At 66.7% G+C, this 18212-nt stretch carries 14 protein-coding genes, 2 tRNA genes, 1 pseudogene and 1 riboswitch; of the genes and pseudogenes, 2 read left to right on the top strand and 15 right to left on the bottom strand.

Annotated features, from left to right (window positions below; translation table 11 throughout):
• The first annotated feature begins 4 nt into the window (after window positions 1-4).
• Together ilvN and ilvC are read left to right on the top strand one after the other, a co-directional pair.
• Window positions 5-496 (top strand): acetolactate synthase small subunit, encoded by a 492-nt coding sequence (gene ilvN / locus CDO81_RS12425; protein ID WP_088483533.1) that lies wholly within the window; start codon window positions 5-7, stop codon window positions 494-496.
• A gap of 49 nt (window positions 497-545) precedes the next feature.
• Window positions 546-1562 carry a ketol-acid reductoisomerase gene (ilvC, locus tag CDO81_RS12420; protein ID WP_088483532.1) on the top strand — a complete coding sequence of 339 codons (1017 nt, stop codon included), beginning with the start codon at window positions 546-548 and terminating at the stop codon, window positions 1560-1562.
• A gap of 104 nt (window positions 1563-1666) precedes the next feature.
• On the opposite strand, the gene CDO81_RS12415 is transcribed toward ilvC, so the two are convergent.
• From CDO81_RS12415 to CDO81_RS12340, 15 genes and pseudogenes are all read right to left on the bottom strand, one after another.
• The gene (locus CDO81_RS12415) at window positions 1667-2008 is read right to left on the bottom strand and encodes a zinc ribbon domain-containing protein YjdM (protein WP_088483531.1); all 342 of its coding nucleotides are present in this window, start codon (window positions 2006-2008) and stop codon (window positions 1667-1669) included.
• A gap of 346 nt (window positions 2009-2354) precedes the next feature.
• Window positions 2355-4241: pseudogene (locus CDO81_RS12410) on the bottom strand (UvrD-helicase domain-containing protein); the annotation flags it as partial.
• Complete coding sequence (locus CDO81_RS12405; RefSeq protein WP_088483529.1) at window positions 4235-5857, bottom strand: hypothetical protein; 1623 nt, start codon at window positions 5855-5857, stop codon at window positions 4235-4237. The pseudogene CDO81_RS12410 and the gene CDO81_RS12405, both read right to left, overlap by 7 nt.
• 578 nt (window positions 5858-6435) lie before the next feature.
• Window positions 6436-7089 carry a hypothetical protein gene (locus CDO81_RS12400; RefSeq protein ID WP_088483528.1) on the bottom strand — a complete coding sequence of 218 codons (654 nt, stop codon included), beginning with the start codon at window positions 7087-7089 and terminating at the stop codon, window positions 6436-6438.
• A 941-nt stretch (window positions 7090-8030) separates the two neighbouring features.
• Window positions 8031-8106, bottom strand: a tRNA-Asn gene (locus CDO81_RS12390).
• 68 nt (window positions 8107-8174) lie between these two features.
• A tRNA-Asn gene (locus CDO81_RS12385) sits at window positions 8175-8250 on the bottom strand.
• 36 nt (window positions 8251-8286) lie between these two features.
• Window positions 8287-10407 carry a TonB-dependent siderophore receptor gene (locus CDO81_RS12380; protein WP_088483526.1) on the bottom strand — a complete coding sequence of 707 codons (2121 nt, stop codon included), beginning with the start codon at window positions 10405-10407 and terminating at the stop codon, window positions 8287-8289.
• Between the two features lie 69 nt (window positions 10408-10476).
• Window positions 10477-10581, bottom strand: a riboswitch (TPP riboswitch).
• An 86-nt stretch (window positions 10582-10667) separates the two neighbouring features.
• Window positions 10668-11738 carry an NAD(P)/FAD-dependent oxidoreductase gene (locus CDO81_RS12375; protein WP_088483525.1) on the bottom strand — a complete coding sequence of 357 codons (1071 nt, stop codon included), beginning with the start codon at window positions 11736-11738 and terminating at the stop codon, window positions 10668-10670.
• A gap of 40 nt (window positions 11739-11778) precedes the next feature.
• Complete coding sequence (gene fdxA / locus CDO81_RS12370) at window positions 11779-12102, bottom strand: ferredoxin FdxA (RefSeq protein WP_088483524.1); 324 nt, start codon at window positions 12100-12102, stop codon at window positions 11779-11781.
• The gene (cobA, locus tag CDO81_RS12365) at window positions 12099-12899 is read right to left on the bottom strand and encodes a uroporphyrinogen-III C-methyltransferase (RefSeq protein ID WP_088483523.1); all 801 of its coding nucleotides are present in this window, start codon (window positions 12897-12899) and stop codon (window positions 12099-12101) included. The genes fdxA and cobA overlap by 4 nt, the downstream gene beginning before the upstream one ends.
• Entirely contained in the window at window positions 12899-14185 is a 1287-nt protein-coding gene (locus tag CDO81_RS12360; protein ID WP_088483522.1) for a sulfate adenylyltransferase subunit 1, read from the bottom strand. Before CDO81_RS12360 ends, cobA begins: the two co-directional genes overlap by 1 nt.
• Window positions 14185-15150 (bottom strand): sulfate adenylyltransferase subunit CysD, encoded by a 966-nt coding sequence (cysD, locus tag CDO81_RS12355; RefSeq protein WP_088483521.1) that lies wholly within the window; start codon window positions 15148-15150, stop codon window positions 14185-14187. Before cysD ends, CDO81_RS12360 begins: the two co-directional genes overlap by 1 nt.
• 89 nt (window positions 15151-15239) lie before the next feature.
• Entirely contained in the window at window positions 15240-15995 is a 756-nt protein-coding gene (locus CDO81_RS12350) for a phosphoadenylyl-sulfate reductase (protein ID WP_241516976.1), read from the bottom strand.
• The gene (locus tag CDO81_RS12345) at window positions 15992-16486 is read right to left on the bottom strand and encodes a DUF934 domain-containing protein (protein ID WP_088483520.1); all 495 of its coding nucleotides are present in this window, start codon (window positions 16484-16486) and stop codon (window positions 15992-15994) included. Before CDO81_RS12345 ends, CDO81_RS12350 begins: the two co-directional genes overlap by 4 nt.
• A 7-nt stretch (window positions 16487-16493) precedes the next feature.
• The gene (locus tag CDO81_RS12340) at window positions 16494-18212 is read right to left on the bottom strand and encodes a nitrite/sulfite reductase (RefSeq protein ID WP_088483519.1); all 1719 of its coding nucleotides are present in this window, start codon (window positions 18210-18212) and stop codon (window positions 16494-16496) included.

The following is an 18212-nucleotide window of genomic DNA, read 5'->3' as shown; positions in this document are numbered from 1 at the left end:
TCCCATGAAACACATCATCGCTTTGCTCATCGAGAACGAGCCGGGTGCGCTGTCGCGCGTCGTGGCCCTGTTCTCGGCCCGCGGCTACAACATCGAGAGCCTCACCGTCGCCCCGACGGAAGATCCCTCGCTGTCGCGCATGACCATCGTGACCACCGGCAGCGACGAGGTCATCGAGCAGATCACCAAGCACCTGAACCGCCTCATCGAGGTGGTCAAGGTGGTCGACCTGACCGAGGGCAACTACACCGAACGCGAGCTCATGCTCATCAAGGTGCGCGCCGTCGGCAAGGAGCGTGAAGAGATCAAGCGCACTGCCGACATCTTCCGCGGCCGCGTCATCGACGTCACCGAGAAAACCTACACCATCGAGCTGACCGGCGACGCCGGCAAGCTCGACGCCTTCATCGACGCGATCGACCGCGCGTCCATCCTCGAGACCGTCCGCACGGGTGCTTCCGGCATCGGCCGCGGCGAGCGCATCCTGCGCGTCTGATCCGTCTTCATCCCACCCCATTCAAAGTTTTTTCCTGGAGCGACCCATCATGAACGTCTACTACGACAAGGACGCCGATCTCAGCCTCATCAAGGGCAAGAACGTCACCATCATCGGCTACGGCTCACAAGGCCATGCCCACGCGCAGAACCTGAACGACAGCGGCTGCAAGGTCACCGTCGCGCTGCGTCGCGGTGGCGCCTCCTGGGCCAAGGCCGAAGGCGCGGGCCTGAAGGTCGCCGAGATCGCCGAAGCCGTGAAGACGGCCGACGTGGTCATGATCCTGCTGCCCGACGAGCAGATCGCCGACGTCTACAAGAAGGAAGTCGAGCCCAACATCAAGCAAGGCGCGTCGCTGGCGTTTGCCCACGGCTTCAACGTGCACTACGGCCAGGTGCAGCCGCGTGACGACCTGGACGTCTGGATGGTCGCCCCCAAGGCCCCCGGCCACACCGTGCGTAACACGTACCGCCAAGGCGGCGGCGTGCCCCACCTGATCGCCGTCTACGCCGACAAGACCGGCAAGGCGCGTGACCTCGCCCTGAGCTATGCCGCGGCCAACGGCGGCGGCAAGGCCGGCATCATCCAGACCAGCTTCCGCGAAGAGACCGAGACCGACCTCTTCGGCGAGCAGGCTGTGCTGTGCGGCGGCGCTGTCGAGCTGATCAAGGCGGGCTTCGAGACCCTGACCGAAGCCGGCTACGCCCCCGAGATGGCCTACTTCGAGTGCCTGCACGAGCTCAAGCTCATCGTGGACCTGATCTACGAAGGCGGCATCGCCAACATGAACTACTCGATCTCGAACAACGCCGAGTACGGCGAGTACGTGACGGGTCCGAAGGTCGTGACCGAGGCCACCAAGAACGCGATGCGTCAGTGCCTGAAGGACATCCAGACGGGCGAGTACGCCAAGAGCTTCATCCTCGAGAACAAGGCCGGCGCCCCGACCCTGATCAGCCGCCGCCGCCTGACCGCCGAGCACCCGATCGAACAGGTCGGCGAGAAGCTGCGCGAGATGATGCCCTGGATCAAGGCCAACAAGCTGGTCGACAAGGCCAAGAACTAAGTTCGGCGCAGGCCGCCTCCAGTGGGGCCGGCCAGGGTTTCGCCCAAACGAGAAGGCCGGCACCGCGAGGTGTCGGCCTTTTCCTTTTGGGCGCCGGCGCGGGGTCAGGCCTTCTTCACGAACTCCGACTTCAGCCCCATCGCGCCGATGCCGTCGATCTTGCAGTCGATGTCGTGGTCGCCGTCGGTCAGGCGGATGTTCTTGACTTTGGTGCCCACTTTCACGACCAGGGATGAGCCCTTGATCTTGAGGTCCTTGATGACCGTGACGCTGTCGCCGTCCTGCAGCACGTTGCCAACCGCATCCTTGATGACGCGGGCTTCTTCGACAACGGCCTCACCCGATGACACCGACCACTCATGGCCGCATTCCGGGCAGACGAGCTGCGTGCCGTCCTCATAGGTGTAGACGGACTGGCACTTGGGGCAGGCGGGCAGGGTGCTCATGGCGGTTCTCGGCAGGCGGCTAAAGAAAAAGCCCCGCTGCTTGCGCAACGAGGCTTTGATTTGGCTCCCCGACCTGGGCTCGAACCAGGGACCTACGGATTAACAGTTCGTGTGAGAACCGGCCGAGAAAGCCTACAAGATGGGCTCCATCCTAGCAGTGACAACCACTTAGACCAGCCACGCGAGTAGATCGGCGGTCTCGCGTCCCGGTCCGTCTTGACCAGATCGGGACCAGATCGCTGCCAGAAGGACCAGAACGGTCCTCCATTCCATCAGCTTTGCACGGAGCCGATGAGCGACCGCTGCCGAGGCGATGCTGCTTCACCTTCCGTGCTCCTGCGCGCCTTCAAGCCAGAAGATCGCCCAAGAACTCTGACCCCGGGTGTACCGCGGTCACCAACAGTTGATCCCGCGCCCGCGTGCAGGCGACGTATAGGAGGTGGCGCTCAGTGTGATAAACCTCTTCCAGATCTGCTTCGTCAACCACGCTCTCGATGCGTTCTTGCAGCGGGATGACCTCGTCATCGCAAGCCATGACCACCACGTAGCGGAACTCCAAACCCTTGGCGAGGTGCATGGTGCTGATGGAAGCCTGGCCGCTTGCGGTGTCTACCTTGTCGTCAAGCACGCGCCAGCGTAAGCCCGCCGCTTGGATTGCAGCTTCCGCCCGCGGGATTTGTTCAGCAGACCGTACAAAAACTCCCAGCTCGTGCGGCAGCATGCCGTCTGCGGTTCGCGCGGCGATCCATTTGCTGACATGCGTCTCTTCAGATTGATCATCATCGAACGTGAGCACTTCGGGGGTGGGGCCGTTGAAAACCGACACCGTGCCGCGTCGATCTTCTACGTTGCCGTCGACATCGCTCACTTCAGGGCCCAGAAGCTTGTCCGCTTGGGCGCGGATTTGGTGCGACGTTCGATAGTTCACGTGAAGCGTGCGTGACCGACCTCGTACGTCCACGCCCAGCGCCTTCCACGAGAACGGTGTCTGGAAAATGCGCTGACCCAGATCGCCCGCGAACATCAGCCCGTTTGGCCGCCCGCCGGCGATGGCCGCCAGCAGACGTAGCTGGCTGACGTTCACGTCCTGAGCTTCGTCGATCACGACATGGTCATACGGCGCGTGCTTCATGCCGCCCACGGCGGCAGCGACACGCGTGCATATCGCCGCGCGCGTCGTCACGCCCTGTGCTGACAGGTCAGCAGCTACCGCCTCGAAGATCTGCCAAAGCAGCGCACGTTGTGCCTCGGACAGTCGCGTCTTACGACCCAGGCGCTTGAAGTCGCGGTAGCTCTCCCAAGAGCTGAGCTGCCACGTATCCACCACGTCCATCCATTCGGCGTATACGAACGGCGCGGTGAATCGATGGCCTTCAGCACGTCGGGTCGCGTCAGCCACAGCCTCACGCAACTGCTCCTCGGTTGCCACATGCACCTTGCCTACATGGCGCTCATGCAGGCGCAAAGCGACGGTACTCAGGGCCTCAACTTCCAGGCGTTCGCCGAGCTTGGGCTCGTTACTGATCAGGCGTCGCAACTTGCCCTGCAACGCCCGCGCAAGCGTGTCCGAGAAGGTGGTCAGCAGCACGCGAGATTCCGGGTACTTGCGCGCCAGGTGAACGGCTCGGTGCAAGGCCACGATGGTCTTGCCAGTTCCGGCGGAGCCGGCCACACGCGCGGGGCCGTTGTAGTCCTTCTCGACCCACTGACGCTGCGCCGGGTGCAGGAAGATGGTCCACTTTTCCCAGGGGTAGTCCAGCGCACGGGCGAGCTCTTCCACGTCGCGCATGACGCGGAATCGCCGCTGCGCGTCGGGGTGGGCAAACGGGTCCGCGTTGGGGGCGGGGGCAGGGGCCGGCTTCGGCTTGCCGCCGGTGGCCAGTTCTAGGAGTGCCTCTGCGGCTTCGCCAGGCAGGTGATTGGCCAGTTCCAGCAGGCTGTCTTCATCGGCTTGCAGGACGGTGGGTACCAGATCCTCCGGCACACCGTAGCTCAACAACTCCAGTGGTGTTAAGTGGGCGAAGAGCGCAGGCTTTCGGGCCTCAGGTTCGGGCGCCTCGACCTTGCGGCGCACCAGCACCTCCTCCACTCGCTCACGCACCTCAACCCATTGGGCGGCACCGGTCGTCGGGTGGGTTTCCAGGCGCCTGCGCTCGGCCCACTGATAGGCCTTGTCGTGGTGATCGACGTAGCAGAGCATGAAGCTGCTGGCCGTCTTGTGAACGATCAGTCGTCCATGGTCTTGAGGTTGTGCTCACGTTTCCAGCGGCTGAAAACCTCGCGCGCAAGCATCGCGTCTTCGACGGAGTCCCAGGGCACCGTATCGAAGGCGAGATGCTCGGTGTCGTAGGGCTCCATGCGCACCATGCGCGGGTTTGTCGGCTTGCGCTTGAGATCGAACTCCAACGCCACCGCCACTTCGCGGGTTTGCTTCTGCAGGTCCCAGCCGTTGAGCAGTTGATCGCGCAGCGAGAAGAACGATTCCTGTGGCAGCTTCTGTCCGGGGGCGCGGCTCAGCGCCAGGCGGATCATCCAGTCCGATTCACCCTCAGGGGTGCGCAGACGGGCCTGCTCGGCCTCGCTGGCGTCGTCAGGAATGACGACCTTGTGCCCGGCCTTCGCGCAGATCGCCTGATGGTCGCCGTCGCGCTCGATCGTGAAGCAGCCCCGGGTGCGCGGGATGAAGACCTGCCGGACCTGGTGCTTGGCCTCCATCATCGAGGTGCCCGGTGCGACGCGGTCGACCAACGCCTGGTAGCGGCGCGAGATCGTGCCGGTCAGGTTGAGCTGATTGGTAGGCACGCTCATGAGCGCACCATCCGTCGTAAGCGACAACACCTTGGCGCCGGGCGGCAGCTTCCAGACGACTTCGCCCATGGTGGCGCGGACGAAACCGCACACGAGGGCGGCGATTGCGGGCTCGGACACGCGGGAGGGACCGATCACGACAGTGCCCATCTGCTTGGGCCCGAACGCGCCCTTGCCCTTGAAGCCCTGGCCGGTTTTGCCATACAGCCCGTTTCCGACGAGTTTGGCGAACTCGAAGGGCAGGCTCTTGCGCTTGAACTTCAAGCGGAGTTGCCTGACGAAGATCGCGAAGCTCTCCATCGGTCGGTAGCCTCGATCGCCGTGGTCCGGCGGAGGAAAGGTCATTGCCGCGGGCGGGACCAACACGTCGTCGTCGCCCGGCTCACCGTCCACAGCTAGCTTGGCTCGCTGCAGCATGGGCGTCGCGCGCTTGGCTGCGCGCTTTGCCTTGGCGGCCTTCCAGCGCCTGAGCCGCGGTTCGCTTTCAGCGAAGACCTGGGCGCGGGACTTGAACGGAATGACGAGTCCGATCACGATCTCCAGCGTCGCGCCCATGGCCAGCGCCAGTTCGATCTCCGGCGCCGTGCACAGCGACACGCCCGACAGTGGGAAGCACAAGCCGGTGTCCAAGGGAACGGGCAGGCAGGGATACAGCGTGCCAGGCGGGAACCGAAAGCGTACCTGCGCGAAGCCTGCGACCGTCCCGATGAAGTCCTCGACGTCTTTGGTCCAGGTGACGCGCTCGTAGTCCAGCGTCATGAAGACCGCAAGCCCGGTCAGATACGCCCCCGAAAGATCGCCGTCGAACCAGGGGCGCACCTCGCTCGGGCCGTAGACATAGCCGCCACCCTCGTTGCCGGCGATGCGCAGGAAGAGCGCCTGGCGCTCGGTGTCGGTGAGCACCTGGAAGAGGATGCCGCCAACCGAGCGAGGTCCCAGCTTGGGCGAATGCGCTTCGCGCAGGAGCAGGTAGGTCTGAGGGCCGGCCGGCATCTGGACATGGACATCGGCCGCGGTGGCGGGCTTGGATTTGCGGGACATGAATGGACTCCGAATGCAAAAGCGCCGCCTGGCTCCGAAGAACCAGGCGGCGCGAAGGGGTGGAAATGGATGTGCGGCTATGGCCGCAGCGGGGTCAGGACAGACTCACTTGCACGTTGAGCTTGCGGCGCATGACGACGTACACCGCGAGGGGAAGCAGCAGGGCGGTTGCTGGGCCAGTGACAGCCGGAAGCGCGAAGCGGGCGCCCTGAGACAGGATCGTAGAAAACACACTGGATCTCCTTGGTAGGGGGTAGGGGGCCGCACGGGGATCGAGCGGACCAAGGAGATGAAATTGCGTCGACAACGAGCTTTGACGCGGGCAGGGAGAGGGCGCCTTCGGCGCACCACCATCTGATTCAAGCGCTGGGGACCAGATGGTCGGGAGCTAGCTTTCCGTTGCCCGTGATCCGGCTGAGAAGTCAGTCGTCATCGTCGTCGCCTTGCTGCTGTCGCTGCCTCTCGCAGTCCCAGCAGAGCCCGCTGAAAAGGTAGATGTATTCCTCACCTTCTGGCAGCCGGTCAATGTAGGTAGTGCAGCAGCATCCCGGGCATTGGTAGTGATACGCGGGCATGTTTCAGTCCTCAGACATGCCGTAAATCTCGGCCTCGAAATCCGGTTCGTATTCGCGCGGAGCGCCACGCCGTACGACATCGAGCAGCTCGCCGGCGGCGTACATCCTGCGACCGATCCGTTTGAACGCTAACTCTGCGGCGACTGGCACTGAGAGCGATACGTCGTTTCCGTAGGCCTGGACATCGCCCAGCACTTCGAATCGCAGCAACTCGGGCATGGCGTCGATATCGTCAAGGCAGCGAGCCGAGTTGGCCCAGTGGCCGTCGCCCATTCCGATGGATTGCTTGATCGTCTGAATTTCGGGGTGACTGGCATCCTCGAAGGTCACGCGAGCGGCCAGTTCCATTGCCTGTGCCTCGATGATCCATGTGCCACCAGATACGCCACTAGGCTTGAGCGACATCCAAGCTTCCCGCCACTGCGCCTCTGTAATGAGAATTCCTAAGCAGCGAGCGCGACGCAAGCCTGCAGCTTCATCGAAGCAGACGTAGCGGGCCCCTTGATTCAGGACCTGAAGGTCGGAATCACGAAACGAGGCGTATGAGGCGTGGCCGAAGCATGCGGCCAAGAGCTGATGCACTTGGCCGAGCTTCACGCGGTGAACTTTGGGGAGCGCGGTGTAGACCACACCGCTCCAGCGAGCGAACTTATCCATGGCTGTCCAGTTTCTACAGCGAACGAAGAGCGTTTAACGTCCGCCGCGACTGACACCATGCGACGTGTTCGTGCTGAACCTCAGGAAGTCCGTTTAAGTCGCTCAAAACTTGGGCCGGATGCCCGGGCGAGTCATCGCCTGCGGTAATTCTGACAGCAATTCATCACCGATGGCAACTCACTCACCGGAAGGCGATCGATCAACTGGGCTGGCCTTGCCGCACGCGACGCTGGCCGAGTTGCAATCCACGCGCGCTCCCAGGGGCGGAGCCCGGCTCCAGCAGCACGATTTGCGGAGATCGGCCCGGCAGTCGGCGGACTGAGATCAAGCGTGCCTGCTCCAGTCTGCGTAGGCCGTCGTAGCTGGCGTCCCGGCTGAGGTGACCAAAAGCCAGCATGCGGCGCGTCAAGTTGATGACGGGGCTGGTGCGCTGCGTGCACAACTTCTGCAAGAGCAGCGCCAAGTGCAGAGTCTTGCCGCCTGGCAGCGCTGCGGCGGCGCCAAGCCAATCCAGCCGGGCATGTTCGGTGTGGGGGCTTGGGGAAACAGTAGAGGCTGGCAGCATCTGGTGGCTCCGGTCGTGAGTGGCACATCGGGCTGTTGCTGTTCGGTGTCAAACCAGCAGTGGATCTGCCCCCATTGGAGAAATGACACCGACGTGCGCCTGCTGGGAGGGCCGCGAACGAAGTTGGCGTTGAGTGCGGGACGGAGATGGACCGCGGCTCGAACTGGACGAACCTCGAACCCGAAGTGATCGAGGCTGCATGCCCAGGTTCGTCGATGGCGCGGTGCGTCGGAAGCTTGGCCAGCTGCCGACCGCGATCCTGCCTGTCTCGCTGTCGCCACGACCGGTGGCGTAGGAACCTGGCGGGGCCAGGACCAGAAGTGGACCAGACAAAAAAGAACGCCTTAGCGAGAAACTCGCTAAGGCGTTGCGTATGTGGCTCCCCGACCTGGGCTCGAACCAGGGACCTACGGATTAACAGTCCGGCGCTCTACCGACTGAGCTATCGAGGAATTGGCTTGTATGTCGGCACGCCAAGCGGTTGCGGCGTGCGTCTTGTCGTCTTTCGACGAGAGTTCTGTGGCTCCCCGACCTGGGCTCGAACCAGGGACCTACGGATTAACAGTCCGGCGCTCTACCGACTGAGCTATCGAGGAACAGAGCCCATGACTATAGCAGGTTTTTTCGGCGCGTCAGAGGCGAACTTCAAGACTCGTGCGGAAAGTCCGCGGAGCCAGCGGGTAGAGATAGCTGTGCTCGAACTGCCACGGCGACTCGCGCCAGGCGCGGCGGTTGGTGAGGTTGTCGATGCCCGCGCGCCAGACCCAGGTCTGGTTGCCCAGGGTCTGCAGATAGCGCAGGCCGGCATCGACCACGGTCCACGCCGGCACGCGGATGCTGTTGTCGGGCGTGGCGTAGCGGTGCCCTTCGAACTGAAGGCCCACATGGGCTTGCAGGCCCGGCAGCAGGTCTTGGCGGACCTGCGCCTTGACCGTGGTCTGGGGCACGTTGGGGGGCGTCAGGCCGTTGAGGGTGCTGTCTGCGCTGCCTTCGCGCCGCGCCTTCAGGCGCATGGCGCTGGCACTCAGCCCGCCGCCGCTCCATTTCAGGTCGGCGCTGGCTTCGATGCCGCGGTGGTGGGCATTGCCGTCGATGCGCCGCTCACAGCTCTCCGCCACGTCGCAGCTGCCGATGTCACGCCAAGTCGGTCGGCGGATGTCGAAGGCGGTGAGCGAGCCTTCCACACGCTGCGTGCCGGTCTTCAGACCGATCTCGGTCTGGCGGCTCTTCAGCGCGGGCAGGGCCTGGCCGGCGTTGACGTAGCGGCTGCGATTGGGCGCCACTTCGCTCTCCACGCCCTGACCCCAGCTTGCGTAGACCAGCCAGTCGGCGGCAATCGCATGGCTCAGCGCCACCCACGGCGTGGTCACGCCTTGCGAGTAGTCGGTGGCGCGGGAGCCGTCGGTGCGCACGCTCTCGCGATGCAGGCGGGTGTAGCGCAGGCCCAGCCAGGCGGTGGTGTCGGCGCTCAGGGTCACGCGGTCGCGCAGGTAGAGCTCGCGGCTGCGTTCGTCGCGGTTGGTGTTCTCGTCGGTCAGATCGGGCTGAGGCGCGGTGACGGCCGAGCCATCGACCTTGCCAGTGCCCGCGTAGTTGTAGGCCTGCCGCTGGAATCGGCTCTTGAACTGGCTCACCAGGCCGCCGACGGTCAGGTCGTGGCGCTGCCCGGCGATCTGGACCGGACCGCTGGCAAAGACGTCCAGCGCGGTCGTGTCGCGATGCTCGTTCTCGCTGCGGAAGTCGTAGAGGTCGTAGGTGCCGTCAGGGCAGAAGCGGTCGGCGTAATAGGTGCCGTCCGCCGCGGTGCAACCGTAGGCATAGGCCAGGCGGTCATCGGTGCGCAGTCGCTGGATGCCCAGTGTGGCTTGGGCCCGCCAGTCACTGCCGAGTTGCTGCTGCACTCGCAGGGAAGCGTGCGTGTTGTCAAAGACGACAGGCAGGCTCCACGGCTGGTTGTTGAGGTTCAACCGCGGATCCACCTGCCGCGCGTCCGGCAGCCGGTTGCCGAGCAGGCTGAAGCCCTGCTGGCTCGGCTGGCTCTGCCGATTGAACTCCACCTCGGCCTCCAGCAGCGTGCCCGGCTGCACGCGCCAATCGGTGGCCACGGCCAGCGTATGGGCATGGCCTTCGGTGTTGCGCAGCTGCGGGTCCAGCCGCGCGGTGTCGGCGTTGATGCGCAAGCCAAACTCGCGCGAGGTGCCGAAGCGCTGCGAGTGGTCGATGCTGGCTTGCACCGTGCCGCCCTGGATGGCGCCGACGGTCAGTGTGGTGGCGTCGTCAGCGAGCGGGCGCTTCACGACGAAGTTGACGAGGCCGGCGGGCGCGCTGGTGCCGGCCTGCATGCCGGAGCTGCCTTTGAGCACTTCGACCGCCGCCTTGTTGGCCAGCGACAGCGAGGTCTCGCCGCTGATGGGCAGGCCGTCGCGGCGCAGGTTGAAGCGGTTGTCGAGCTCGAAGCCGCGGACCTTCAGCGTGCTCCAGTAGCCGGTGGCGTTGTAGCTGTCGGACACCGAGGCATCCAGCCGCGTGATGCCGGCGAGTTGGGTGATACCCAGGTCGCTCAGGCGCTCGGCGGACAGGTTCACGGCCTGCATCGGCAACTTGGCCGGCGGGTCGCTGAAGCCGGCGAGGCCCGGTGCGGTTTCGGTGGCCTTGCCGGTCACGCTGACGGCGGGCAGCGTCTGGGCCGCGGCGAATTGGGCGATGCACAGCGCTGCAGCAGCGCTCAGGAGAGAACGGTTCAGGATAGCCATCGAGAAAACGAAGCGATGGCAGGTCGGCAAACGAGAACGCGACGGACCCGGAGACGAAGCGAGTGGAGCCCGGCTGATCGGCTGCTTCCCTGCGCGAGGATTACCTCAATCAGGTTCAAAGGGACTGTCTCAGTCGCGCCGGCCGTGGCGGGCGCAACACCCCTAGCGAGTGGCTGGCGACCGGAGTCGTCAGCGCGGGCGGATTCTAGCGGTGCCCGTCATGGTGGCCTGCGGCAGGGCCTTGAAGGGACGATGGCCGGTCAATCGTGCCCGGGCGTGGGCACGCCCAGCCGCTCATGCAGCTTGGGGCTGGTCGTCGTGTATTGCAGGTGGATGGGCTGGCCGGGGAAGACGCGCTCGGCCGCGGCGAAGGCGGCCAGCGTGGCTTCATGGAAGCCGCTCACCAGCAGCTTGCGCTTGCCCGGGTAGTGGTTGATGTCGCCCACGGCGTAGACGCCGGGCAGCGAGGTCTCGAAGCGGGCGGTATCCACCGTGACCAGCTTGCGCTCCAGCGCCAGGCCCCAATCGGCGATCGCGCCCAGGCGCGGGCTCAGGCCCAGGCGCACGAGGAGGTGGTCGGCGGGCAGGGGCTGGGTCTGCGCGGTGGCATCGAGGATGTCGAGCCCCTGCAGGCGATCGCCCGCCATGCGCAGCGCCATCGGCTGGCCGACCGCGACCTGCACCCGCCCTGCGTCACGCAGGGCCTGCAGCCGGGCCAGTCGGTCGGCCGGTGCCTTGAAGGCATCTTTGCGGTGCACCAGCGTCACCTGGGCGGCTTGCCCGGCCTCAGCGAGTTGTACCGCCGCCTCCACGGCCGGCGCCTCGCCGCCCAGCACCAGCACGCGCTGGCCGGCGGCGTCCAGGCTGTCGAGATGATGATGGACCTGCCGGCCTTCAAGCGCCTCGGCGCCCTCCAGGCGCAGCCGCTTGGGGCTGAAGGCGCCCACCCCGGCGGCGATGAAGACGGTGCGCGCCAGCCAGCGTGTGCCAGCACTCGATTCGACCTGGAATCGCCCGTCGGGCAGGGCCGTCAGCGCGGTCACTTCCTGGCTCAGGTGCAGCGTTGGCGCGAACGGGCGGATCTGCTGCTGCAGTCGCTCGATCAGCTCGCGCCCGCTGCACACCGGCAGGCCGGGCACGTCGTAGATGGGCTTGTCGGCGTAGAGCTCGGCGCACTGGCCGCCTGCATGCGGCAGAGCGTCGACCATGTCGGCGCGGATGCCGAGCAGGCCAAGCTCGAACACCTGGAAGAGGCCCACCGGGCCCGCGCCGATGACGAGGGCGTCGGTCTCACGCAGGGCGGCGGTCGGCGCGGAGGCGGGGGAGGTCATGCAGGGCAGGCCGGCGGCGTGCCGGCCTCGGGGCGCAAGGTCAGCGGATCAACTCGTCCAGCTTGCCGGTCTTGTCCTTCCACTCGTCGGCGTCGGGCAGGGCAGGCTTGCGCTTGGTGATGCTGGGCCATTTCTTGGCCAGGTCCGCGTTGATCTTGATCATGTGGACCTGATCGCCGGGGACGTCCTCCTCCGGCATGATGGCGTTGACCGGGCACTCGGGGATGCACACGGCGCAGTCGATGCACTCGTCCGGGTCGATCGTCAGGAAGTTCGGGCCTTCGCGGAAGCAGTCGACCGGACAGACGTCGACGCAGTCGGTGTACTTGCAGCGGATGCAGGATTCGGTGACGACGTGGGTCATGAGGTGCTCTTGGAGGTAAGGGGCGCCTTCAATGGGGCGATTTCAGGCGAAACGGCGATTTTATGGGGCGCGGCGCGGCCTCGATCCTGATGTCCGACAAACCCGGCGCCTGTCCCCACGGTGACGACGGTCGGGCGGCCCCGGTGCAGCAGGGCGGCGCGGGCCAGGTCGGCCAGGGCGTGCTCGCTGGTGATGGCATCGGCGCAGCCCGCGCGGCTGACGACGAGCGTGGGCGTGTCGGCAGCCCAGCCCGCGGCCAGCAACTGGCGGCCCAGGGCGGCGAGCTGGCGGCCGGCCATGTAGAAGACTTCGGTGTCGGCGGTGCGGGCGGCCTGCAGTTCACCGCGCTCCGTCATCGCGGTGGTCAGGCTCACGGAGCGGCCGCGCCCGCGGCGGGTGAGAGGCCGCTGGGCTTGGGCGGCGGCCGCCAGGGCCGCGGTGACGCCGGGCACCACCTCGCTGTCAATGCCGGCTTCTGCCAGCGCGATCAGCTCTTCTTCCAGGCGGCCGAAGACGCTGGCGTCCCCGCCCTTCAGGCGCACGACCAGCGCATGCTCGCGCGCGGCCTTGACCAGCAGCGCGTTGATCTCGGTCTGCTTGGCCGAATGCTCGAAGCCGCGCTTGCCCACGTCGAGCCAGCGCGCCTGGGGCGCCAGGTCGCGCAGGGCGGGGTCGGCCAGCGCGTCGGCCAGCACGATGTCAGCCAGCGCCAGCCAGCGGGCGCCGCGCAGGGTGATCAGGTCCGCCGCGCCGGGGCCGGCACTGACGAAGACGACGCGGCCCGGGCCGGCAGTCATCACCAGGCCTCGTCGGAAGTGGCGGGCTGCACGTCCACCAGCAGCGCGCCGCTGGTGCGGTGGCTGGCCGGGTCGACGACGATCAGCGCGCCGCCGACGCGGTTGTCGGCGAAGGGCTCTACCGGCAGCTCGTGCTGCACTTCCATCTGCACGCGGCCTATTGCGTTGACCGGCAGCTCATGCGCATCCTGCGGCTGCAGCGTGTGGATGTCCAGTACCGAGTCGATGGCCGAGATGCGCGCCTGCACCCAGCGGTTGCCGTGGCGCACCCAGTATTTGCGGCCCGGCTTGGCGGCTTCGGTGTCCAGCCAGGCCAGCGTGGCGGGGAAGTGCTTGGTCTGCGAGGCCGAGCCGGGGGTGACGATCCAGTCACCGCGGCTCACGTCGAGCTGGCGGTCGAGCACCAGGCCGGCGGAATCACCCGCCTGAGCGCTGCCGACGACTTCACCGGCCAGGCGCACCTCGGCGACGACGGCGGTCTGCCTGGACGGCAGCACCTCAATGGTGTCGCCGGCCTTGACGGCACCGTGGGCGATGCGGCCCCACAGCACGCGCGGCTGGAAGCCGGTGCCGGCGCTCTGGTAGGCGTCTTTCTGCACGTACTGCACGGGCAGGGACAGCGGTGCGTCGGTGCGCTCGGTGCTGGTCGGCAGGCGCTCCAGCACCTGCAGCAGGCTCTCGCCCGTCCACCAGGCGGCATCCAGCGGCTGTGTGACGTTGTCGCCCCGCAAGGCGCTCACCGGCACCGTGGCCGCGACGTTCAGGCCGGCAGCGGCGGCGAACTTGTCGAGCGCAGCCTTCACCTTCGCGAAACCGGCGCCGGGGTCGGCCAGCGCATCGATCTTGTTGACGGCGAACACCAGGCTCGGCACGCGCAGCAGTTGGGCCAGCAGCGAGTGGCGGCGTGTCTGCGGCAGCAGCACGACCTCGTCCTGCGTCAGGTCGAGCTTGGTGATGTCCACCAGCACCACGGCGGCATCGCTGCCCGCGGCGGCCGTCACCATGTTGCGGGTGTACTGCTCATGGCCGGGGGCGTCGGCAATGATGAACTTGCGCGTCTTGGTGGCGAAGTAGCGGTAGGCCACGTCGATGGTGATGCCCTGCTCGCGCTCGGCCTCCAGGCCGTCGGTCAGCAGGGAGAGGTCGATGGGGCGGCCGGCCGCGCGGCGCTCCAGTGTGTCGAGCTGGTCGGCGAGGATGGCCTGGCCGTCGAACAGCAGGCGGCCGATCAGCGTGGACTTGCCGTCGTCCACCGAACCAGCGGTGAGGAACCGAAGCGCCTTCATTAGAAATACCCTTCCTTCTTGCGCTTCTCCATGGAAGCTTCGGATGTGCGGTCGTCCATGCGCGTGGCGCCGCGCTCGCTGACGGTCACGGTCAGCGTCTCGGCCACGACTTCGGTCGCATTGGCCGCCGGGCTCTCCACCGGGCAGGTGCAGGTCATGTCGCCGACGGTGCGAAAGCGCACGGTGGCTGTCTCGACCGTCTCGCCGGCCTCGGGCGGCGTGACGTCGGTCAGCGGCACCAGCAGGCCCTTGCGGCGTATCACCTGGCGCTCGTGGGCGTAGTACATGTTGGGAAGCGGAATGTTCTCGCGGGCGATGTAGAGCCACACGTCCAGCTCCGTCCAGTTGCTGATGGGGAAGCAGCGGAAGTGCTCGCCCGGGCGGATGCGGGTGTTGAACAGGGTCCACAGCTCGGGCCGCTGCTCCTTGGGCTGCCATTGGCCGAAGCTGTCGCGGTGGCTGAAGATGCGCTCCTTGGCGCGTGCCTTCTCTTCGTCGCGGCGGGCGCCGCCGATCAGCGCGTCGAACTTGTGTTCCTCGATGGTCTCCAGCAGCGTCACCGTCTGGTGGCCGTTGCGGCTTTCCAGTGGGTGGGCCAGGCGGATGGTGCCGCGGGCGATGCTGTCTTCCAGGTGGCCCACCACCAGGCGCTCGCCCATCTCGGCCACGCGCTGGTCGCGGAAGGTGATGACCTCCGGGAAGTTGTGACCGGTGTCGATGTGCACCAACGGGAAGGGCAGCGCGCCCGAGTAGCCGCTCGGGTGGGCGGCATTCTTCATCTTGAAGGCCTTCTCGGCCAGGCGCAGCACGACGCAGCTGTCCTTGCCGCCCGAGAAGAGCAGGGCGGGGCGCTCGAAGCTCGCGGCCACCTCGCGCAGGATGAAGATGGCCTCCTCTTCCAGCGCGTCCAGATGAGCGTGGTCGACGTCGGCAATGAGTTGTTCGGGTTTCACGGCGGCGTTCATGTCAATTCAGATCCATTCGTGGCGCTTCGTGGCGCCGGCGGCGGGCATTGAGCTTCTCGGTGTCTCTGTGCCTCTGTGGCTGTGCTTCTTCAGCCTTTCGCGTGCAGACCGCACTCCTTTGAAGAGTCCTCCCACCACCACCGGCCGGCGCGGAAGTCCTCGCCCACCGCGATCGCGCGGGTGCAGGGCGCGCAGCCGATGCTGGGCATGAACTGGTCGTGCAGCGGGTTGTAGGGCACGGCGTACTTCTCGACGTAGGCCCAGACCTCGGCCCAGGTCCAGTCGGCGATCGGGCTGATCTTGCGGCGGCCCTGGCCGTCGTTCTCGTCAAAGCCCACGTCACCGCGGGCGCCGCTCTGCTCGCGGCGCAGGCCGGTGATCCAGGCCGTGCGGCCGGCGAGCATGCGGCCCAGCGGCTCCATCTTGCGCACGCCGCAGCAGGCCTTGCGCAGGTCGATGCTCTTGTACATCGCGTCTTCGCCCTCGCGCTTGACGAAGGTGATGACGGCCTCGGCCACGGGTTTGAACACGGCGACCGTGCGGCCATAGCGCTCGCCGATGGCCGGGATCAGCGCCAGGGTCTCGGCGTGCAGCTTGCCGGTGTCCAGCGTCGCGATGTCCACGGGCAACTGCGCTCGCGCGATCAGATCGGTGATGACCATGTCTTCCACGCCCAGGCTGCTGCTCTGCACCAAGCCGGCGCCGTGCTCCGCATGCGCGTCGCGCAGGCGCTGCAGGGCGGCCTCGACCTTGCCGTCGAGCGCCGGCGACCATTTGGCGTACAGGCCGATGGCGTTGCCCGCTGCAGGCGCGGCCGCCCAGGGGAGGCTGCTCACATCGCTCACGCGGCGCTCCTGAGGAACCACGGCCGGGTCTCGGCCACGTCGCCCTGGTAGAAGCCGACGGGGGCGAACAGCTCCAGGGCCTTCTGGGCGGCTGCCTGCGATTGGTCGCCGCGCAGCACGACTTCGTCGAAGCCGGTGCGGGCCAGCAACTGCATCATGTCCACGAGCACTTCGCCGCGCGCGCGGATGGCGCCGGTGTACTTGTGGCGGATGCGCAGCAGGTGAGCCTGGCTGTAGGCGCGGCCGTCGGTCCATTTCGGGAAGTCAAGCACGATCAGCGCGATGCGATGCAGGTCGGGTGCGAGCTGATGAATGTCGGCGTCGTTCGGGAACTCGATGGCGACCTTCACGTCAGCCCCCCAGTGCGCGCGCACGGCGTGCCATTGCTCCAGCGTGAGCAGGCGGTAGGGCGCCGGATCGGGGTCGGGCTTGGGGCCGTCTTCACCGATGGCGTGCTTCCAGGGGCAGGTGGTGGCGTTGATGAACTTCATGGAAACCTCAGGCCTTGGCAGTCGACACACGCACGGCGTTGGCGGCCGTCTTGAAGGGGTCCAGCCCCAGGCGCTTCACGGCGTCGATGAAGCGCTCGCCCGCCCGGCGCTCGCGTTTGAAGGTCTCGATGACGGCCTCGATGGCGTCCGCGATCTCGTCGGCGGCAAAGCTCGGCCCGATGACCTTGCCCGGCGTCGTGGCGCCCGAGAGCGTGGAGCCGTCGCTGCCGCCGAGCGTGAGCTGGTACCACTCGGCGCCGTCCTTGTCGACGCCGAGGATGCCGATGTGGCCGCTGTGGTGGTGGCCGCAGGAGTTGATGCAGCCGCTGATGTGCAGGTCGATCTCGCCGAGGTCTTCCAGCTCGTCGGCGTCTTGATAGCGCTCGGCGATCTCGGCAGCCAGGGGCAGCGAGCGGGCGTTGGCCAGCGCGCAGTAGTCGCCGCCGGGGCAGGCGATCTGGTCGGTCAGCAGGCCGGCGTTGGCCGTGGCGAAGCCGGCAGCGCGGGCCGCCTGGAAGAGCTCGGGCAGGTCGCTGGCCTTCACCCAGGGCAGCACGAGGTTCTGGCGGTGGCTCACGCGCAGCTCGCCGTGGCTGAACTGGTCGGCCAGGGCCGCTGCGGTGTCCATCACATCTGCGGTGGTGTCGCCCGGCGGGATGCCCACGCGCTTAAGGCTCAGCGTGACGGCGCGGTAGCCGGCCACACGGTGGCCATGCACATTGCGCTGCAGCCAGCGCCCGTAGGCCGGGTCGCTGGAGCCGGTGATCGCCAGCTCGCCCGTGGCCTGCACACCCTCGGGGTCGACAAAGCTCGCCTTCACGCGGTCCAGCTCCGCCTGCGGAATGATCTGCTCGTGGCCGGCCGGGTCGTCGGCCAGGATGCGGGCGAACTCGGCGTTGACCGCGTCGAAGAACTTCTGCCCTTCGGCCTTCACGAGGATCTTGATGCGGGCCTTGTAGAGGTTGTCGCGTCGGCCGGCGAGGTTGTAGCAGCGCACGATGGCCTCGATGTAGACGAGGATCTGCTGCCAGGGCACGAAGCCGTTGATCTCCACACCTGGGATGGGCGTGCGGCCCATGCCGCCACCGACGAACACCTGGAAGCCGACCTCGCCGGCGGCGTTCTTCTTCAGCTGCAGGCCGATGTCATGCCAGCCGATGGCCGCGCGGTCCTCCGCCGCGCCGCTGACGGCGATCTTGAACTTGCGCGGCAGGTGGGCGAACTCGGGGTGCAGCGTGCTCCACTGGCGCAGGATCTCGCAGTAGGGGCGCGGGTCGATGAGCTCGTCGGGCGCGATGCCGGCGAAGGCATCGCTCGTGATGTTGCGGATGCAGTTGCCGCTGGTCTGGATGCCGTGCATGTCGACCTCGGCCAGCAGGTCCATCACGTCGGCGCTCTTGTCCAGCGGAATCCAGTTGTATTGCAGGTTCTGCCGCGTCGTGAAGTGGCCGTAGCCGCCCTGGCCTTTGAACGGGCCCTCGGTCACCACGTCGTAGTCGCGGGCGATGCGCGCGAGCTGGCGCAGTTGGCGGCTGGAGAGCTCGCCGTAGGGGATGGCCACGCGCAGCATCGGCGCGTGGCGCTGGATGTACCAGCCGTTCTGCAGGCGCAGGGCGCGGAACTCGTCGGTGCCCAGTTCGCCACGCAGATGGCGTTCCAGCTGGTCGCGGTACTGCGCAGCGCGGGCGCGGACGAAGCGGCGGTCGAAGTCGGTGTACTGATACAT

The sequence above is a fragment of the Roseateles puraquae genome, from assembly GCF_002205845.1.
GTDB lineage: Bacteria > Pseudomonadota > Gammaproteobacteria > Burkholderiales > Burkholderiaceae_C > Pelomonas > Pelomonas puraquae.
This window is presented reverse-complemented; position numbering and strand designations above follow the sequence as displayed.